The organism is Burkholderia sp. Bp8998 (assembly GCF_003854235.1).
Lineage (GTDB): Bacteria > Pseudomonadota > Gammaproteobacteria > Burkholderiales > Burkholderiaceae > Burkholderia.
On sequence record NZ_QTQF01000028.1, the window covers coordinates 98,705 to 115,693 of the forward strand.

The 16,989-nt window shown below is 67.8% G+C and carries 18 protein-coding genes; 10 read left to right on the forward strand and 8 right to left on the reverse strand.

All coding sequences use genetic code 11. The annotated features are described in order from the left end of the window. The first annotated feature begins 121 nt into the window (after positions 1-121). The 4 genes from DIE06_RS25595 (at position 122) to DIE06_RS25610 (ending at position 4,517) form a co-directional block, all read left to right on the forward strand. Positions 122-1,330, forward strand: a complete 1,209-nt coding sequence (locus DIE06_RS25595; protein WP_124663766.1) for a porin — start codon at positions 122-124, stop codon at positions 1,328-1,330. Positions 1,331-1,517: 187 nt separating this feature from the next. Next, positions 1,518-2,756: an ABC transporter substrate-binding protein gene (locus tag DIE06_RS25600; protein ID WP_124663767.1), complete on the forward strand. Its 1,239-nt coding sequence runs from the start codon at positions 1,518-1,520 to the stop codon at positions 2,754-2,756. A gap of 34 nt (positions 2,757-2,790) precedes the next feature. After that, a complete protein-coding gene (locus DIE06_RS25605) occupies positions 2,791-3,660 on the forward strand; it encodes a carbohydrate ABC transporter permease (protein ID WP_124663768.1) in 870 nt (289 codons plus the stop codon). Then, positions 3,657-4,517, forward strand: a complete 861-nt coding sequence (locus DIE06_RS25610; RefSeq protein ID WP_124663769.1) for a carbohydrate ABC transporter permease — start codon at positions 3,657-3,659, stop codon at positions 4,515-4,517. Before DIE06_RS25605 ends, DIE06_RS25610 begins: the two co-directional genes overlap by 4 nt. 9 nt (positions 4,518-4,526) lie before the next feature. Here the strand turns inward: DIE06_RS25610 and DIE06_RS25615 are convergent, their stop codons facing one another. Then, on the reverse strand, positions 4,527-5,549 hold the full coding sequence (locus DIE06_RS25615) for a LacI family DNA-binding transcriptional regulator (RefSeq protein ID WP_124663770.1): 1,023 nt from the start codon (positions 5,547-5,549) through the stop codon (positions 4,527-4,529). Positions 5,550-5,555: 6 nt separating this feature from the next. Here DIE06_RS25615 and DIE06_RS25620 point away from each other — a divergent pair, with 6 nt between their 5' ends. Then, complete coding sequence (locus DIE06_RS25620) at positions 5,556-6,479, forward strand: phosphatidylinositol-specific phospholipase C (protein ID WP_185733475.1); 924 nt, start codon at positions 5,556-5,558, stop codon at positions 6,477-6,479. 65 nt (positions 6,480-6,544) lie between these two features. Next, positions 6,545-7,174, forward strand: a complete 630-nt coding sequence (locus tag DIE06_RS25625) for a hypothetical protein (RefSeq protein ID WP_260433768.1) — start codon at positions 6,545-6,547, stop codon at positions 7,172-7,174. 81 nt (positions 7,175-7,255) lie between these two features. On the opposite strand, the gene DIE06_RS25630 is transcribed toward DIE06_RS25625, so the two are convergent. Further along, the gene (locus tag DIE06_RS25630; protein ID WP_124663771.1) at positions 7,256-7,867 is read right to left on the reverse strand and encodes a LysE family translocator; all 612 of its coding nucleotides are present in this window, start codon (positions 7,865-7,867) and stop codon (positions 7,256-7,258) included. Between the two features lie 88 nt (positions 7,868-7,955). Between DIE06_RS25630 and DIE06_RS25635 the strand changes: the two genes are divergently transcribed. Next, on the forward strand, positions 7,956-8,483 hold the full coding sequence (locus DIE06_RS25635; protein WP_124663772.1) for a GNAT family N-acetyltransferase: 528 nt from the start codon (positions 7,956-7,958) through the stop codon (positions 8,481-8,483). A 15-nt stretch (positions 8,484-8,498) separates the two neighbouring features. Here the strand turns inward: DIE06_RS25635 and DIE06_RS25640 are convergent, their stop codons facing one another. The 3 genes from DIE06_RS25640 to gcvA form a co-directional block, all read right to left on the reverse strand. Next, on the reverse strand, positions 8,499-9,560 hold the full coding sequence (locus DIE06_RS25640; RefSeq protein WP_124663773.1) for an alkene reductase: 1,062 nt from the start codon (positions 9,558-9,560) through the stop codon (positions 8,499-8,501). A gap of 72 nt (positions 9,561-9,632) precedes the next feature. Then, positions 9,633-9,941, reverse strand: coding sequence for a helix-turn-helix transcriptional regulator (locus tag DIE06_RS25645; protein WP_124663774.1), 309 nt, complete (start codon positions 9,939-9,941; stop codon positions 9,633-9,635). Between the two features lie 131 nt (positions 9,942-10,072). Continuing rightward, the gene (gene gcvA, locus DIE06_RS25650) at positions 10,073-10,972 is read right to left on the reverse strand and encodes a transcriptional regulator GcvA (protein WP_124663775.1); all 900 of its coding nucleotides are present in this window, start codon (positions 10,970-10,972) and stop codon (positions 10,073-10,075) included. A 121-nt stretch (positions 10,973-11,093) separates the two neighbouring features. Here gcvA and DIE06_RS25655 point away from each other — a divergent pair, with 121 nt between their 5' ends. Beyond that, the gene (locus DIE06_RS25655) at positions 11,094-11,798 is read left to right on the forward strand and encodes an SDR family oxidoreductase (protein WP_124663776.1); all 705 of its coding nucleotides are present in this window, start codon (positions 11,094-11,096) and stop codon (positions 11,796-11,798) included. Positions 11,799-11,846: 48 nt separating this feature from the next. On the opposite strand, the gene DIE06_RS25660 is transcribed toward DIE06_RS25655, so the two are convergent. The 3 genes from DIE06_RS25660 to DIE06_RS25670 all read right to left on the reverse strand — a co-directional run bounded on the left by DIE06_RS25660 (position 11,847) and on the right by DIE06_RS25670 (position 14,436). Next, positions 11,847-12,986 carry a patatin-like phospholipase family protein gene (locus tag DIE06_RS25660; protein WP_124663777.1) on the reverse strand — a complete coding sequence of 380 codons (1,140 nt, stop codon included), beginning with the start codon at positions 12,984-12,986 and terminating at the stop codon, positions 11,847-11,849. A gap of 125 nt (positions 12,987-13,111) precedes the next feature. Further along, positions 13,112-13,453 carry a cupredoxin domain-containing protein gene (locus DIE06_RS25665; protein ID WP_124663778.1) on the reverse strand — a complete coding sequence of 114 codons (342 nt, stop codon included), beginning with the start codon at positions 13,451-13,453 and terminating at the stop codon, positions 13,112-13,114. A gap of 38 nt (positions 13,454-13,491) precedes the next feature. Then, the gene (locus DIE06_RS25670) at positions 13,492-14,436 is read right to left on the reverse strand and encodes a metallophosphoesterase (RefSeq protein ID WP_124663779.1); all 945 of its coding nucleotides are present in this window, start codon (positions 14,434-14,436) and stop codon (positions 13,492-13,494) included. Positions 14,437-14,879: 443 nt separating this feature from the next. Between DIE06_RS25670 and DIE06_RS25675 the strand changes: the two genes are divergently transcribed. Then, on the forward strand, positions 14,880-16,634 hold the full coding sequence (locus tag DIE06_RS25675; RefSeq protein ID WP_124663780.1) for an ABC transporter permease subunit: 1,755 nt from the start codon (positions 14,880-14,882) through the stop codon (positions 16,632-16,634). 11 nt (positions 16,635-16,645) lie between these two features. Then, positions 16,646-16,989: ATP-binding cassette domain-containing protein (locus tag DIE06_RS25680; RefSeq protein WP_124663781.1), on the forward strand; the 344-nt coding region annotated here is incomplete at its 3' end.

The following is a 16,989-nucleotide window of genomic DNA, read 5'->3' on the forward strand; positions in this document are numbered from 1 at the left end:
CGCTTCACCATTTGCTGATTTGGGATAGGGGTCCCGAATTTTCGCTGGATAAAGTCCTGCCACCCATATCGACAACACCATCGGTTTGCACTGCGAATCGATGACATCAGAGGGGCGGGACATGAAGATCGGACGAAGACTGGCCGCGGCCGCGGCCACGCTGGGGTGCATGCACGCGCACGCGCAGACCTCCGGCAGCGTGACGCTGTACGGCACCGTGGACACCGGCATCATCTATTCGACGAACCAGCAGTTCACGCGCGCCGACGGCAGCACGGGCGGCGGCCATGCATGGCAGATGGGCGGCGGCAACCTCGTGCCGTCCCGCTTCGGATTCCAGGGCGCCGAGCCGCTCGGCGGCGGGCTCGGCGCGGTGTTTTCGCTCGAGCAGCAGTTCCTGTCGGCGAACGGGCAGGCGCTGCAGGGTGGCACCGCGTTCAGCCGGCAGGCATGGGTCGGGTTGCGTCAGGATGCGATCGGCACGCTCGGCCTCGGCCGGCAATATGACTCGTACACGGACATGCTTGGCGCCTATGTATCCAGCAACAACTGGGCGACGCCGTACGGCTCGCACCTCGGCGACGTCGACAACCTCAACGCCGCGTTCAACTTCAACAACGCGGTGAAGTTCACCAGCGCGGACTTCAACGGCCTGACGTTCGGCGGCACGTTCAGCTTCGGCGGGCAGGCCGGCAACTTTTCCGCGAAGCGCGGTTATGCGGTCGCGGCGACCTATACCCGCGCGCCGGTCGCGTTCTCGGTCGGCTATCTCGACCTGCACCAGCCGCTCGATGCGGCGCTCGGCGGCGCGAGCGGCTATATCGGCGACTTCGCGTGCAGCAACCCGGGCGCGATGTATTGCCTGCTGCAGGACGCCGGCTCGATGCGCGCGTTCGGCGCCGGCGGCTCGGTGACGCTCGGCGCGGCGACGGTCGCGCTGACCTACACGCATACGCGCCTCGGCGACAGCCGCTACTTCTCGACCGACGCGCAGCCGCGCACGCAGGCGTTCACGTTCGATATCGGCGAGCTGAACGTCACGACCATGTTCACGCCCGCGCTGCAGGGCGGCGTCGCGTATATCTTCAACGCCACGCACACCGACGGGCGCGGCACGACGCGCTTCCACCAGGTCAACGTCGGCACGAACTACAGCCTGTCGAAGCGCACCGCGCTGTATGCGGTCGCGATCGGCCAGATCGCGAGCGGCACGGGGCTCGGCACCGACGCGAACGGCAACGCGGTGAACTACGCACAGATCCCGGTGCTCGCGAACAGCAATTCGAGCCGGCAACTCGCGGTGATGGCCGGGATTCGGGTGAACTTCTGATGGTGCACGTGGGCTGACATGCGCGAGGCGGACGGCCGCGATAGTGGCCGGTTTCGCCGCGTGCCACAAATTCTTAACGATCGACGTGAACAATGGCGTTCGCTTCAGGCCGCCCGAAGCGCCGCCCGCGTTGCACACGTGTGCAACGCCCGGCCGACCCGCCACCACGCCGATCGAGAGAGACCTCATGACCCTGTTGAGCCGCCTGCGCGCGCTGTCCGCCGCCGTTGCGCTGTCCCTTGCCGCCTCGCACGCCTTCGCGGCGGATCTCGTCATCGCGGGCCGCGACGACATCTACGGCAAGGGCCTGGCCGACGCCGTCGCCGGCTTCACGAAGCTGCATCCGGGCACCGATATCGAGCTGCTCAAGCTGCCGAACGCGAACCTGTACCAGAAGCTGAAGCTGTCGATGCGCGAAGGCACCGGCACGTACGACCTCGTGATGATGGACGACACGTGGGCGCCCGAATTCATCGGCAACGGCTGGCTGAAACCGCTGCCGGCGTCGCTCGCGGACACCGATCTCGTGCCGTCCGCGGTCGCGCTCGGCCGCAACGCGGCGGGCGCGCTGTACGCGCTGCCGATCGTCGGCAACGTCGAGATGTTCGCTTACCGGAAGGATCTGCTCGCGAAGTACAAGCTGCAGCCGCCGCGCAACTGGGACGATGTGCTGAAGATCGCGCAGACCGTTGGCGGCGCGGACAAGAGCGTGTCGGGCGTCGTGTTCCGTGGTACCAAGGGTAATCCGGTCGTGACGGGCTTCCTGCCGATCCTGTGGGCCTACGGCGGCGACGTGTTCGACCGTGCCGGCAACGTGACGATCGATTCGCGCGAGTCGCAGGCCGCGCTGAAGACGTTCCTCGCGCTGAAGGCCTCCGCGCCGAAGGACGTCGACGTGTATGGCGCCGCCGAAGTGCGCGACGCGCTGCAGCGAGGCACGGCCGCTCAGTCGATCGAGGTGTGGCCGGCGTGGATTCCGGCGCTCGACGATCCGAAGCAGTCGCGCGTGGTCGGGCAGATCGCGCTGCAGCCGCCGCCCGGACAGACGGCCGGCCCGGCACCGATGCTCGGCATCTGGCAGATGGGCATTCCGAAGGATGCGCCGCATGCCAAGCTCGCGCAGGATTTCCTCGCCTACCTGAGCTCGCGCGACACGCAAACGCGCCTCGCCGGGATCGGCATCCCGCCGACGCGCCGCAGCGTGTTCACCGATCCGGCGCTGGTGCGCCAGTACCGCTGGTATCCCGATCAGCTGAAGGCGCTCGAGGCCGGTCGTGCGCGGCCGCGCGTGAAGGACTGGCAGCAGGTCGAGAGCATTCTCGGCGATCAGCTGCAGCTCGCGCTGACCGGGCAGGCCGCCCCCGACGCCGCGCTGCGCCAGGCGCAGCAGAAGATCGCGCAGGCAATGGTCGCGGCCGGCAAGTGACGGCCCGTCGTCAGGCATCGTCCGGAATCCGCGCATGAAAGCCCTCGGCCGCAGCCTGCCGTTCGTCGCGCTGCTCGGGCCCGCGCTGCTGGTGCTGGCCGCGCTTGCGCTGTACCCGGTCGCGCAGGTGCTGGTCGACTCGTTCTGCCGGGTCGACTATGCGGCCGGCCGGCGCGCGTTCATCGGGCTCGCGAACTATCGCGCGGTGCTCGGCGACGACGCGTTCGCGGCCGGCTTCGGCAACACGCTGCGCTTCACGATCGCGGCGTCGCTCGTCGAGGTCGCGCTCGGCTTCGGCCTCGCGCTGCTGTTCGTGCGCGCGTTTCCCGGGCGGCGCCTCGCGCTGCCGCTCGCGATCCTGCCGATGATGCTGTCCACGCTCGTGTGCTCGGCGATCTGGCGCAACTGGCTCAATTTCGACGGCTTCCTGAACGCGCTGCTCGCCGCGTTCGGCATCGAAGGCGTGCGCTGGCTGTCCGATCCGCATCTCGCGCTGTGGTCGCTCGCGCTCGTCGACGTGTGGCAGTGGACGCCGATGGCGTTCCTGATCGTGCTGGCCGGGCTGCAATCGATCCCGCAGGAGCTGTACGAAGCCGCGCGCACCGACGGCGCGAGCGAATGGCAGTGCCTGCGCGACGTCACGCTGCCGCTCGCGGCGCCGCAGATCGGCCTCGCGCTGCTGCTGCGCTCGATCGACACGTTCAAGCTGTTCGACAAGGTCTATGCGCTGACGGGCGGCGGCCCCGGCAACGCGACGCAGACGCTGTCGACCTACATCTACGACACGGGCTTCCGCTTCTTCAACGTCGGGCCGGCGAGTGCCGCGTCGGTGCTGATGCTCGCGGCGTCCGCGCTGCTGGTTTCGGGGTACGTATGGCAGACGGTTCGCAAGCGGCGCGCATGACGGCGCGATCCCCACACGTCGCGCAAGCGCGAACGGGGGCCGCATTCGGTCACGCGGCGCCGTGGGTGCTGCGCATCGTCGCGCTCGCGCTGTTGCTGCTGCCGTGTCTGTGGATGGCCGGCGCGGCGTTCATGCCGACGCTCGAGCGCCTCGATCATCCGCTGCGGATCTGGCCGGCCGCACCGACGCTCGAGCATTTCGCGTCGGTGTGGTCGAACGGTATCGGCGCGCCGCTCGCCAATTCGCTGCTGGTCGGGTTCGGCACGACGCTGCTCGCGCTGACGCTCGCGTTTCCGGCCGCCTACGCGCTCGTGCGGCTGCGGTTTCCGGCGCGGCTGGACGTGCTGTTCCTGATGCTCGTGCTGGCATTGAAGCTGATGCCGCCGATCACGATCGCCGTGCCGCTGTTCGCGCTCGCGAAGCGCCTGCATCTGCTCGATTCGACGCTCGGGCTGATGCTCGCCTACCAGATCTACGCGCTGCCGATGGCGATCTGGATGCTGCTCGCGTTCGTGCGCGACGTGCCGGTCGAATACGAGGAGGCCGCGTGCATCGACGGCGCGGGTCGCGCGCGGCGGCTCGTGCAGATCGTGCTGCCGCTGTGCGCGCCGGGGCTGATCGCGACCGCGATCTTCGTGTTCATCGCCGCATGGAACGAATTCCTGATCGCGCTGCTGTTCGTGTCGACGCCGAGCCGCTTCACGCTGCCGCTCGCGATTGCCGGCTACGTGACGGAGAACGGCATCGACTGGGGCGACCTGATGAGCGCGGGGCTGCTGGCGTCGCTGCCGACGCTGGCTGTCGCCGGGTACGTGCAGCGCTACCTGCTGCGCGGTTTCGCGGGCGGGCTGAAGTGACGCGACGCGTTACGCGCAGCTATGCCGCACCACGTGCGTAACCGGCACGACACGCGTGCGCGAGGCGCCGTCGAACGTCCGGATCCGGTCGGCGAGCAGGTCGATGGCCGCGTGCGCGAGGCCTTGCGTGTCCTGGCGCAGCGTCGTGAGCCGATAGGCGTCGTATTCGGCGGCGGGGATGTCGTCGAAGCCGATCACGCGCAGGTCGTCGGGCACGCGCAAGCCGAACGCATCGCGGGCGGCGTCGATCACGCCGAGCGCGAGCAGGTCGGACGAGCAGAACACGCCGTCCGGGCGCTCGCCGGCCGCGAACAGTCGCCGCGCGGCATCGATGCCGCATGCATGCGTGTCGGCGCGCGTATCGATCACGTGCACGAGCGTCGTATCGAACGCGTCGCCGCGTTGCAGCGCCTGCTCGAACGCATCCGCGCGCGCGCGTGCGCTGTAGCTCGCGGTACGCGGCCCGACGAACGCGAGCCGGCGCGCGCCGGCCCGCACGAGCCGTTGCGCGGCATGGGCGGCGCCTGCCGCGTTGTCGCTGACGACGACATCCGCGCCCGGCAGGTTCGCTTCGCGGTTGATCATCACGACGGGGATCCGGTGGTCGAGATACTGTCGTGCGACCGACAGCGGCGGCGACGCGGACGTCATCACGAGGCCCGCGATCCGGTAGCTGAGCAGCCGTTCGAGCGATTGCCGGACCTGATGCGGGTCATCCGCATTGGTCACGAGCGGCGTGAACGCACGCTGCCCGAGCGCGGCCATCAGGTCCGACAGCAGCCGCGCGCGGAACGGATTCTCGAACCCGGCCGTCACGACGCCGATCATGCTGCTGCGCTGCGTGATCATGTCGCGCGCGATCAGGTTGACCTGGTAGCCGAGCGCGCGCGCGGCCACCATCACGCGTTCGCGCGTTTCGGGCGCGATGCTCGCCGTCGGCGAGAACGCGCGCGACACCGCGGAGCGCGACACGCCGGCCCGCACGGCGACATCCGACGCGGTCACCCACGTCTTTCTTTCCTTGTCCGTCATCGATTCATGATCCCTTCGCGACACGAAACCTCCACGCCGCTGGCCGACTGGATGTCGGCACTCGACGACGCGCGGCCGCTGCATACGCTGACCCTACCGGGCAGCCATGACACCTGTGCGTATACGGTCGACGATCCGCTCGTGCGCACGCAACGCGCGCCGCTCGCTGCGCAACTCGCGCACGGCGTGCGGCTGCTCGACATCCGCTGCCGGCACCGGCGCGATGCGTTCGACATTCATCACGGCGGGATCGCGCTCGGCATGTCGTTCGACGACGTGCTCGCGGACTGCACGCGCTTTCTCGAAATGCATCCGCGCGAATGCATCGTGATGTCGGTGAAGGACGAATGGCCCGCGCATGCGTGCACGCGCAGTTTCGATGCGACGTTCGATGCGCATTGCGCGCGGCACCCGCGGTTGCGCTGGCATGCGGGCGGCGCGCTGCCGGCGCTCGGCGACGTGCGCGGCACCGCGGTGCTGTTGCGGCGGTTCCGCAGCAGCCGGCCGCTGGGCATCGACCTGACCGCCTGGCCCGACAACGCAACCTTCACGATCGATCATCCCGATGCGGCGTTCGTGATCCAGGACGAATACCGTGTGCCCGTCGCCGGGTCGATCCACTACAAGTGGCGGGTGATCGATGCGCTGCTGAGCGGCATGCCGTCGCCTGGGAGCGGCCGCTGGGCGATCAATTTTTGCAGCGGGACGGGGATGGGCGCGAATCCGTCGGCGGTCGCGCGCGGCGATGGCCGGGTGCAGGGGATTCAGACGAGGCTCGCCGAGCGGTTGCGTGAGCAACGTGGGACATGCGGTGCGATGCTGCTCGATTTCTGCGACGACGATGACTGGGCGTTGGTGCGGGCGCTGGTCGCGTGCAACGATCACGCGCCCGCGTCGGGCGAGCGGTGCCAGTCGATGGGCTGCCAGTAGCGACCGGCTCCCGTGAAGATCGGCCCGTTGCCGAATGTGTGACGCGCGGTCCATGTTGCGAACCGATGCCGACGGATAAGGTTGAACCGTCCGTGGGCGTGCGCGGTTCGATCGAGCCCGTCGGCGGATATCCGCATGTTTTTCAACTCGGCGGGGAGCAACGGGCACCGCGTGCCGGCATCGCGCCGGCTCGGGAATGGCGTCGCGGAAAGCCGCGCCGGCCGCTACGCGAACCTTCCGCCACGCAGACTGCAAGGAGAGAGCTCATGGCAACGCTCGTCAACATCATGAAGGACACCCCGAACGCGGTGCAGATCTGGGGCTTTCACGGCCCCTGCACCGTCAGGGACGTCGCAGCGGCACTCAATACCATCGCGGCCGGGATGAGCGGCGATGGGCACACGATTCACATCATGTCGGGAACGCACGGCTATTGCGCGGGGCAAGTCGGCGCGGTCGCCACGCGCGATCAGCGATTCGCGGCGGAAGACCGGGCGCTGGCCTCGCCGAAGACGAGGGACAACCGGCCGGTCGCGGTTGCGGTGCACGACTTCAATACGGCCAAGCTGCCCGCGCCGGATTACGTGACGGCAGCGATGGCGAAGCTGAACGGCGACATGCGCGCGATCGTGCAGGGCGACGCCGGCACCGCGACATTCCTGCTGGCCTATTGCTGCAGCGCCGGGACACCGTAACGTGCTGTGGTGCGGCGGCGGGCGTGGCGGCCCGCCGCCCCGCCCGTTCCGCAACGACGAGATGTCGTGCGAATGAGCCGTTCAACGCGTCGCGATCGCCACTGCTGCTCCCGCCATCGCGGTCGCGCTCGTGCGGTTCGCGATCCGCTTCGCGCGTGCCGAAGTGAGAAACGCGCGCGCACGCGAAGCAAGCAGCGACCAGAAGCAGTCGGCGAGGATCAGGATCGCGAGCATCGTGCCGACGAGCTCGGCCCACGCGAGGACCCCGACATGCGTGAGGTCGACGATCGTCGGCAGCAGCGCGAGATAGAACAGCATGATCTTCGGATTGCCGAGCGTGACCAGCGTGCCGGCGACGAACATGCGCCACGGCGACTGGCCGCGCGGCAGGTCGCCAGCCTTCGTGTCGGTCGGCGCGGTCCACATCTTCCACGCAAGGAACAGCAGGTACGCGACGCCGAGCAGCTTCAGCACGAGCAGCCCCGTCTCGAACGTGCGCGCGAACGCGGACAACCCGGCGACGGCCAGCGTGAGCCACAGCGCCTCGCCGATCCACATCGCGGCGAGGAACGGCAGCACGTCTCGCACGCCGTTCGTCAGCACGCGCGCGACGAGCGCGGCGACGCTCGGGCCGGGCGTGCCGGCGGTGACGAGCAGGGCGATGGCGAACACGGCGAGCGCGGACAGCGTCATGACGAACCTCGTGGGCAGGGCGTTCGAAAGGTATGAAAGTTTCGATTATAGTGACGGCCGTCCTTGCCTGCCTACCTACCTCGTCGTGATGACAGTATCGATCCGGATTCGTCCCGCCACGCGGGAAGACGCGGCCGCGATGGCCGCCGTGGAAGTGGCCGCCGCCCAGCGCTTTCGCGACATCGGCATGCCCGACATCGCCAACGGCGAGCCGACCGATGCGGCCGACGTGCTGGTGCGAATCGACGACGGTCGCGCGTATGTCGCGACGGACGAAGCGGGGGCGTGCGTGGGTTTCGCGTTCTACCGGCTGCTCGATGCGCGGCGGATTTATCTGGAGGAACTGGATGTCGCGCCGTCGCATGCGGGGCAACGGATCGGCGCGCGCCTGATCGAACGGATCATGACGCGCGCCGCGCAAGACGGCATCGCACAGGTCGTGCTGTCGACGTTCCGCGACGCGCCGTGGAATGCGCCGTACTACGCGCGTCTCGGCTTTCACATCATCGACGACGCATCGCTCGACGACACGCTGCGTGCGATCCGCATGCATCACGTCGCACGCGGGCTCGACGAGACGCAGCGCGTGTTCATGCGCGCGGACGCGCGCGCATGAACGGGGCGCCGGCCGTCAGGCCGCGTCGCTGAGCGCCGGGTAGTCGGTGTAACCCGTTTCGCCTTCGGCGTAGAACGTCTCCGGCACCGGCTGGTTCAGCGGCGCGCCGAGTTCGAGGCGGCGCGGCAGGTCCGGGTTTGCGATGAACAGCTTGCCCCACGCGATCGCGTCGGCGTTGCCGCTCGCGAGCGTCTCCTGCGCGGATTCGAGCGTGAATTGCTCGTTCGCGATCAGCGGGCCGCCGAATGCTTCCTTCAGACGCGGGCTCAGGTGATCGCCCGAATACGATTCACGCGTGAAGATGAACGCGATCTTGCGGCGGCCGAGTTCGCGCGCGACATAGCCGAACGTCGCGGCCGGATCCGAATCGCCCATCGTGTGCGCGTCGCCGCGCGGTGCCAGGTGCACGCCGACACGGCCCGCACCCCACACGTCGATCGCCGCGTCGACCACTTCGAGCAGCAGGCGCGCGCGGTTCTCGATCGGGCCGCCGTACGCGTCGGTGCGGCGATTGGTGCTGTCCTGCAGGAACTGGTCGAGCAGGTAGCCGTTCGCGCCGTGGATCTCGACGCCGTCGAAACCGGCCTGCTTCGCGTTCTCCGCACCCTTCCGGTACGCGGCGACGATGCCCGGAATTTCATCGAGTTCGAGCGCGCGCGGCGTCACGAACGGACGCTGCGGACGCACGAGACTCACGTGGCCGCCCGCGGCGATCGCGCTCGGCGCGACCGGCAGGTCGCCGTTCAGGAACACCGGATCGGAGATCCGGCCGACGTGCCACAGCTGCAGCACGATGCGGCCGCCGGCTGCATGCACGGCTTGCGTCACGCGCTTCCAGCCCTCCACCTGCTCGTCGGACCAGATGCCGGGCGTGTCCGCGTAGCCGACGCCCTGCGGCGTGACCGACGTCGCTTCGCTGATGATCAGGCCGGCCGATGCGCGCTCGGCGTAATAGCGGGCCATCAGGTCGTTCGGCACGCGCGCGCTGCCGGCGCGGGCGCGGGTGAGCGGCGCCATCACGACGCGGTTCGGCAGGGTCAGGTCGCCGAGGGTAACGGGGTCGAACAGGGTGGGCATGGCAGGTAACCTCTTCACGAAAGGCGGGATGGCCGTCGCGTCGTGCGCGGCGTGCGGCCCGCATGGCCTGGGTCAGAGTTCGCGGCGCAGGGCGCCGAGAAATGCGTCGATGACGGCCTCGTTGCGCTGGAAGAACGCCCACTGGCCAATCCGCGTCGACGTCACGAGCCCCGCGCGCTGCAGCGTCGCGAGGTGCGCGGAGACGGTCGATTGCGACAGCCCGCAGCGCGCGTCGATCTGCCCGGCGCAGACGCCGTGGTCGTACGGCAGCGTCTGCTCCGGGAAATGCGCGCCCGGCGTTTTCAGCCAGACGAGGATTTCCCGGCGCACGGGGTTCGAAAGCGCTTTCAGGATCGCGTCGATGTCGAGTTCGGTCGGCATGGAAAGGGTGGGTGTTCGGAAAACCGGTGCAAACGGGTATCGTCGATGGGCGAATCATATATCGGAAAAAGACGATATGCGGGAAGGCACTGATCCGAGTGGGGTTGTTGATCGGCCACGATTTCGGCGGATCACGCTTGCCCGTACTGCGCGAACAACCAGCGGCGCATGGCCTCGAGCGCTTCCGAATGCGCATTGGCCTGCGGAAACACCACGTAAAACCCGAGCGACATCGGAAACGAGAAATCGAACACGCGCCGCAGCCTGCCTTCCGCGATGTCGCGCTCGACGAGCGGTTCGCTGGTCAGCGCGATGCCTTGCCCCGCGACCGCGGCATCGATGGCGAGCAGCGACTGGCTGAACCGCGGCCCTTTCGTCGGATTGGCCAGGCCTTTGCCACCGAGCTTGTCGATGAACTCGGGCCACAGATCGTGCGCGTCGTGCAACAGCACGTGCTTCGACAAGTCGGCGGGGTTCCGGATCGGCGGGCCGCTGTCGAGCAGCTTCGGGCTGGCGACGGCGAAGATGCCGAGCGGAGACAGCCGCTCCGCGACCAGGCCGGCCGGGAACGGCGGCTTGCTCAGGCGAATCGCGATGTCGACGCCGTCGGCCCTGAATGACGCGAGCCGTTCGTCGGCGATGACGCGAACCTCGATGTCGGGGTGCAGGCGGCTGAAATCCGACAGGCGCGGAATCAGCCACTTCGACGCGAACGACGGTGTCGTGCTGACCGCCAGAACCGTGGGGCGCTGCTCCAGGGCGTCCGTCGCATCGGCAATGATCTGCAGCGCGCGCTGGACCGACGAAAAGTACTCGAGCCCTTCGCGCGTCAGCGCCAGCCCTCTGGGCAGGCGCAGAAACAGTTGCACCTCCACGACGTCCTCCAGATGCCTGACCTGCTGCGCCACCGCGCCCTGGGTCACGCCGAGTTCGTCGGCGGCCAGCCGGAAATTGAGGTGTCGCGCGGCGGCCTCGAACGCGCGAAGCGCATTGAGCGGCGGGAACCGGCGGGTACGCGATAGCGCCTTCATGCAGTAGAAATTCTACAGGGTGGATGGAGAAATCATCGTTCGACACGCCGATTATAGAGCTCTAGAGTGGCGCTTTGGAACGGCGATTGCGGCGCTGAGCCAACCTATCCGGGAGAACGGCATGACTGTAGAGAAAGTGGCTTTGGTGACGGCGGCGGGCAAGGGCATGGGCGCCGCGATCGCGCGCGACCTCGCGAACAACGGTTATCGCGTCGCGCTGATGTCGCCGTCGGGCAGCGCGGTCGAACTCGCGAAGGAACTCGGCGGATTGGGCGTGGCGGGATCCGTGACCAATGACGCCGACATCGAGCGCTTCGTGAACGAGACGCTCGCGAAGTACGGCCGTATCGATGCGGTCGTCAACAACACCGGGCATCCGCCGAAGGGCGACCTGCTCACCATCGAGGACGACAAGTGGCACGAAGGGCTCGACCTGATCGTGCTCAACGTCGTTCGCGTATTGCGCCGGGTAACGCCCGTCTTCCTGAAGCAGGGCGGCGGCGCGGTGGTCAACATTTCGAGCTTCGCGGCCGACGCGCCCGAACAGGCGATGCCGGTGTCGTCCGCGCTGCGTGCGGCGCTCGGTTCCGTCACGCGCCTGTACGCCGAGCGTCATGCGAAGGACAACATCCGCATCAATTCGGTGCTGCCCGGCTTCATCGACAGCTGGCCGGAGACGCCCGAGATCGTCGCCCGCATTCCGGCCGGCCGTTTCGGCAAGACGCAGGAGATCGCGCAGACCGTGACGTTCCTGCTGTCGGAAGGCGCCGGCTACATCACCGGGCAGAACATTCGCGTCGACGGCGGCATCGTGCGCGCACTGTAAGCCGACGGCGGGCAGGACGGCGCGCGCGTGGACGTTGCGCCGGCGGCATCAGTTGTGCCGCTCGCCGATCCTGTTTTCTTCCGGGCTCCACACGCTGAGCCCCTCCGTCGGGTCCATCGGCAGGTCCCAGGGCCGCGCGGCGATCGCCTGCATCGTCGCGTCGAACCCGGCCTGCCGGCGCGCCGCGATGCCGTCCGGCGTGAAGTCGATGTCCTTCCACTGATCGTCGCCGTCGAGCCGCGGCGCCGCGAGCTTGATCACGTGCATCGTCGTCTGGCAGCCCCACGCGGCGAGCGCCTGCACGTCGGCCGACGTGCGTTCCGCCTCCGGCAGCCGCATCACCAGTTCCTTGATCACGTGGCGCAGCCCGTGGATCTGCTGTTGCCGCGCGATGTTGCTGTCCGTGCGGCTCGCGTACTGGATGTCCTTCTGCCGCTCCGACACGTGCCAGATGCTTTGCGGCTCCGGCCCGACCGGATTCCACATCTGCACCGAGAAGATGATCGAGTTGCGGCGCGGCGTATCGTCCAGCACGACCTCGACCGGCGTATTCGAATAGATGCCGCCGTCCCAGTAGGGCGTGCCGTCGACTCGCACGGCCGGGAACGCGGGCGGCAGTGCGCCCGAGCCCATCACATGCTCGATGCCGAGCGGCCGGTCGCGCGAATCGAAATAGCGCATCGCGCCCGTGCATGCATTGACCGCGCCGACGGTCAGTCGCGGACGGCCGGCGTTCAGCAGGTCGAAGTCGACGAGTGATACGAGCGTGTCGCGCAGCGGCTCGACCAGGTAGTACGAAGCGCGCTCGACGCCGACGCGCGCGAGCGGCCCGAGCCATGCGGCGGGATTCGGCCGGAAGAAGCCCGGAATCCCCGCGCCGATGACGGCGAGCTCGGCGCCGATCTTGTCCCAGCTCGTCGGGAAGCCCGGCACATTCACCGCGGGCCGTTCGGTGACATGGTCCCAGAACTCGGCCATCCGCCGCGCGCGGTGTCCTGGCGCGTTGCCGGCGATCAGCGCCGCGTTGATTGCGCCGATCGACGTGCCGATGACCCAGTCGGGCTGGATGCCCGCCGCGTCCATCGCCTCGAATACGCCGAGCTGGTAGGCGCCCAGTGCGCCGCCGCCCTGGAGCACGAGCACGACCTGCCCGGGTAGCTTCGGGTGTGCGGGTTGACTTGCCGTCATCGCTTGCCTCTCGGTCGGTGACGGCCGGCGGGGGCGCCGGCCGGTTGGAACCAGTGTAGGCGATCGTCGGGCTTCGCTCCGCTGTGTCGGAGCTTCGCGTGTCGTGCGTCATGCGGCGCGCCGCATCATTCCACGGTGATGGTCTCCTTCATGTACGGATGAATCCCGCAGAACACCTTGTACACCCCCGGCTTGTCGAAGCGGAACGAGTAGGTTTCGTCCTGGTCCAGCGCATTCGAGTGAAAGACGCCCGTGTCGTTGACGACCGTATGCGGTTCCGCGTCGAGGTTCTTCCACGTGACCGTCGTGCCGGCCTTGATCGTGGTCGACATCGGCGAAAACATGAAGTTGTGGATCGTCACGAGCGGGCCGGCCGGGGGCTGCGCGAATGCGGCGAGCGGCGTGCCGGCGGCGGCCGCGCCCAGAATCAGCGCGGCCGCCAGTGTCGAGGGCTTGAAGAAGGTCATGTCGGTCTCCTTGCTTGTCGGGATCAGGGGATCGGGGATCAGGCCAGCGTCGTGTCGTGCAGCGAAGCAGCCACCGGATGGCCGGCGAAGTCGACGGTCGTCACGCCGAGCATCGCGGGCAGCCGGTCGCGCGGCACCGTGAGCGGCACCGGGCCGGGGCCGTTGCCGGCCGTCGGCTGCGGGAACGCGGTGGAGCGCGCGGTGTGGAACGTGATGTTGCCCTCGACCTTCGACACGATCTGGTGGATGTGCCCGTTCAGCACGGTGACCGAGCCGAAGCGGCGCAGCAGCGCCATCGTCTGCGGCGCGTCGCCGGTGCCCCAGCCCCACGGCTCGTAGATGGTCCACATCGGCATGTGCGAGAACACGACGATCGGCGTGCTCGACGACTGCCCCTTGAGATCCTGCGCGAGCCACGCGAGCTGCTCGTCGCCGAAGCTGCCGAGCCCGTTCGGCTTGAAGTGCATCACGTTGACGAGCGCGACGAAGTGCACGCCCGCGTGATCGAAGCTGTAGTAGCCGCGATTGTCCGACGCCTTGCCGAACCGGCTGAAGTATTCGGCACCCGAACCGTCGGTCACGTCGTGCTCGCCGGGCACCGTGTGCAACTCCGGCACGCGCAGCGCCGACAGCAGCTGCGACGCCTGGTCGAACTCCGCCGCCTTGGACAGGTGCGTGATGTCGCCGGTATGGATCGCGAGCGCGGGTGTGGCGGACATCCCGTTGACGAGATCGATGGTCTGCCGCAGCGTGGCCGACACGTCGGGATTCGCGTCCTTGTTGAAGCCGATGTGCGTGTCGCTGATCTGCACGAACAGCGGCCGGCCCTTGTCCGCGGGGAGTGCGGCGCCGCTTTGCGCGAGCGCGAGATCGAATGGCGTCAGGATGCCGCCCGACAGCGTAAACAGCGTGCCGAGGCCGCCGAACGCCATGCATTGCAGGGCCTTGCGGCGCGACGGGCGGGTGGGAGTCGATGAAGACATGTGAGCCTCGCATTCATATGACGAAACCGGACGGCCGGATCGTCCTGGAGTAAGCCGGCGCCTTCGCATGCCATACCGATGCGGTGACGAATTTATTCCCGTGTGCGGCGAGATCGGGCGCGGTTGCTCGCGGCTTGCGCGGCGCTGACGGATCGCTGACGGATGGCCTGTCAATGTCCTGTAAGTGACACGTCACATTTGCGTCATGCCCGCCCGATAGCCTGCGACACCGAATCCCCTCTCCGGAGCCTCTCATGCCGAATCGCGCGGCAACGGAAACCAGCGGTGCGACCAGCCATCGCACGCGCACCATCAGCCTCGCGCTGCCTTGTCCGGCTGCCGGCGATCGTCCGCCCGACTCCCGGAAACCTGTAGCGAGCCGCACCCGCTGACGCGGCGATCGGCCGCCCCCATCGATTTTCAATTCGACCAAGACGCTACCGATGGATATCAGTTTCTTCGATCCGAATCGCACCGCCAACGCGTCCGCGTGGCGTGTGCTCCCCAACCGCTGGGACGCGGTCGCGTTTCCGCTGATCATCGGCATACTCGCGATGGCGATCGTCGGCTTCCACCAGACGATGGCACCGATCGCGACCCTGCAGACCCAGAAGATCTCGCTCGATCCGTCGAACCTGCCCGAATACGCATTGCGCACCACGCTGCGGATGCTCGCCGCGATGGTCGCGTCGCTCGTGTTCACACTCGTGTACGGCACGCTCGCCGCGAAAAGCCGCCGCGCCGGCATGGTGCTGATCCCGATCCTCGACATCCTGCAGTCGGTGCCGGTGCTCGGCTATATCTCGTTTACGGTCACGTTCTTTCTCGCACTGTTCCCGGGCCGCGTGCTCGGCGCCGAACTGGCGGCGATCTTCGCGATCTTCACGAGCCAGGCGTGGAACATGACGTTCAGCTTCTACCAGTCGTTGCGCACGGTGCCGCGCGATCTGAGCGAAGTGTCGCGCGGCTTCCACCTGACGTCGTGGCAGCGCTTCTGGAAGCTCGAGGTGCCGTTCTCGATGCCGGGGCTGATCTGGAACATGATGATGTCGATGTCGGGCGGCTGGTTCTTCGTCGTCGCATCGGAAGCCATCACCGTCGGCAACCAGACGATCACGTTGCCGGGCATCGGCGCGTATCTCGCGCAGGCGATCGCGGACAAGAACCTCGGCGCCGTGGGCTGGGTGATCGTCGCGATGTCGGTCGTGATCCTCGCGTACGACCAGTTCCTGTTCCGTCCGCTCGTCGCGTGGGCCGACAAGTTCCGGATGGAGAACACCGCGTCGGGCGATGCGCCGCAGTCCTGGCTGCTCGACATGATGCGCCGCACGCACCTGATCCATCAGCTGCTCGTGCCGGCCGGCTGGCTGCTGTCGCAGGCCGCGCGGATTCCGTTGCGCGTGCCGTCGTTCACGGGTGTCGGCGCACGCGTCGCGTCGAACGGTCGCGCGTCGCGCGTCGGCGACATCGTGTGGGGCGCGTTCGTGATCCTGCTGACCGCGTACGTCGCGTGGCGTGTCGTCAGCTTCGTCGCGACCGGCGTGACGATGGGTGAGGTCGGCCACGTGCTGGTGCTCGGGCTCATCACGCTGCTGCGCGTGCTGGTGCTGATCGCGATCGCGTCGGTGGTCTGGGTGCCGCTCGGCGTGCTGATCGGGCTGCGCCCCGCGCTGGCCGAGAAGATCCAGCCGCTCGCGCAGTTCCTTGCCGCGTTCCCGGCGAACCTGCTGTTCCCGGTATTCGTGATCGTGATCGTCCACTTCCACCTGAACGCGGACATCTGGCTGTCGCCGCTGATCGTGCTCGGCACGCAGTGGTACATCCTGTTCAACGTGATCGCCGGCGCGATGTCCTATCCGAACGACTACAAGGAAGCGACGAAGAATTTCCGCATTCGCGGCTGGCAGTGGTGGCGGCAGGCGATGCTGCCCGGCATCTTCCCGTACTACGTGACCGGCGCGATCACCGCATCGGGCGGCGCGTGGAACGCGAGCATCGTGTCCGAGTTCGTGCAGTGGGGCGACACGAAGGTCGTCGCGCACGGGCTGGGCTCGTATATCGCGCAGACGACCGCGGCCGGCGATTTCCCGAAGATCATCCTGGGCATCGCCGTGATGTCGCTGTTCGTTACCTTGTTCAACCGCCTGCTGTGGCGTCCGATGTACGCCTATGCGGAATCCCGGCTCCGTCTCGATTGAGAGTAAGCGCGATGCAAAATCAGACTGTAATCAACGCCCCCGTCCAGACGTCCAAGCCGCTCCAGCCGCCGCGTCTCGGCGAGGAAATCCTCCGCGTCGAGCACGTGAACCGCGGCTTCAACAAGTCGCAGGGCGAACTGCTCGTGCTCGACGATGCGAACCTGTCGCTGCGCGAGGGCGAGATCGTCGGGCTGCTCGGCCGTTCGGGCTCGGGCAAGTCGACGCTGCTGCGGATCATCGCCGGCCTGATCGAGCCGACCGGCGGTGACGTGACCTATCTCGGCAAGCCGCTGCGCGGCCCGGCCGAAGGCGTCGCGATGGTGTTCCAGACCTTCGCGCTGTTCCCGTGGCTGAC

Coding starts and splice junctions, on each gene's coding strand:
- DIE06_RS25595 (WP_124663766.1), top strand. CDS start 122: ATGAAGATCGGACGAAGACTGGCCGCGGCCGCGGCCACGCTGGGGTGC.
- DIE06_RS25600 (WP_124663767.1), top strand. CDS start 1,518: ATGACCCTGTTGAGCCGCCTGCGCGCGCTGTCCGCCGCCGTTGCGCTG.
- DIE06_RS25605 (WP_124663768.1), top strand. CDS start 2,791: ATGAAAGCCCTCGGCCGCAGCCTGCCGTTCGTCGCGCTGCTCGGGCCC.
- DIE06_RS25610 (WP_124663769.1), top strand. CDS start 3,657: ATGACGGCGCGATCCCCACACGTCGCGCAAGCGCGAACGGGGGCCGCA.
- DIE06_RS25615 (WP_124663770.1), bottom strand. CDS start 5,549: ATGACGGACAAGGAAAGAAAGACGTGGGTGACCGCGTCGGATGTCGCC.
- DIE06_RS25620 (WP_185733475.1), top strand. CDS start 5,556: ATGATCCCTTCGCGACACGAAACCTCCACGCCGCTGGCCGACTGGATG.
- DIE06_RS25625 (WP_260433768.1), top strand. CDS start 6,545: ATGCCGACGGATAAGGTTGAACCGTCCGTGGGCGTGCGCGGTTCGATC.
- DIE06_RS25630 (WP_124663771.1), bottom strand. CDS start 7,867: ATGACGCTGTCCGCGCTCGCCGTGTTCGCCATCGCCCTGCTCGTCACC.
- DIE06_RS25635 (WP_124663772.1), top strand. CDS start 7,956: ATGACAGTATCGATCCGGATTCGTCCCGCCACGCGGGAAGACGCGGCC.
- DIE06_RS25640 (WP_124663773.1), bottom strand. CDS start 9,560: ATGCCCACCCTGTTCGACCCCGTTACCCTCGGCGACCTGACCCTGCCG.
- DIE06_RS25645 (WP_124663774.1), bottom strand. CDS start 9,941: ATGCCGACCGAACTCGACATCGACGCGATCCTGAAAGCGCTTTCGAAC.
- gcvA (WP_124663775.1), bottom strand. CDS start 10,972: ATGAAGGCGCTATCGCGTACCCGCCGGTTCCCGCCGCTCAATGCGCTT.
- DIE06_RS25655 (WP_124663776.1), top strand. CDS start 11,094: ATGACTGTAGAGAAAGTGGCTTTGGTGACGGCGGCGGGCAAGGGCATG.
- DIE06_RS25660 (WP_124663777.1), bottom strand. CDS start 12,986: ATGACGGCAAGTCAACCCGCACACCCGAAGCTACCCGGGCAGGTCGTG.
- DIE06_RS25665 (WP_124663778.1), bottom strand. CDS start 13,453: ATGACCTTCTTCAAGCCCTCGACACTGGCGGCCGCGCTGATTCTGGGC.
- DIE06_RS25670 (WP_124663779.1), bottom strand. CDS start 14,436: ATGTCTTCATCGACTCCCACCCGCCCGTCGCGCCGCAAGGCCCTGCAA.
- DIE06_RS25675 (WP_124663780.1), top strand. CDS start 14,880: ATGGATATCAGTTTCTTCGATCCGAATCGCACCGCCAACGCGTCCGCG.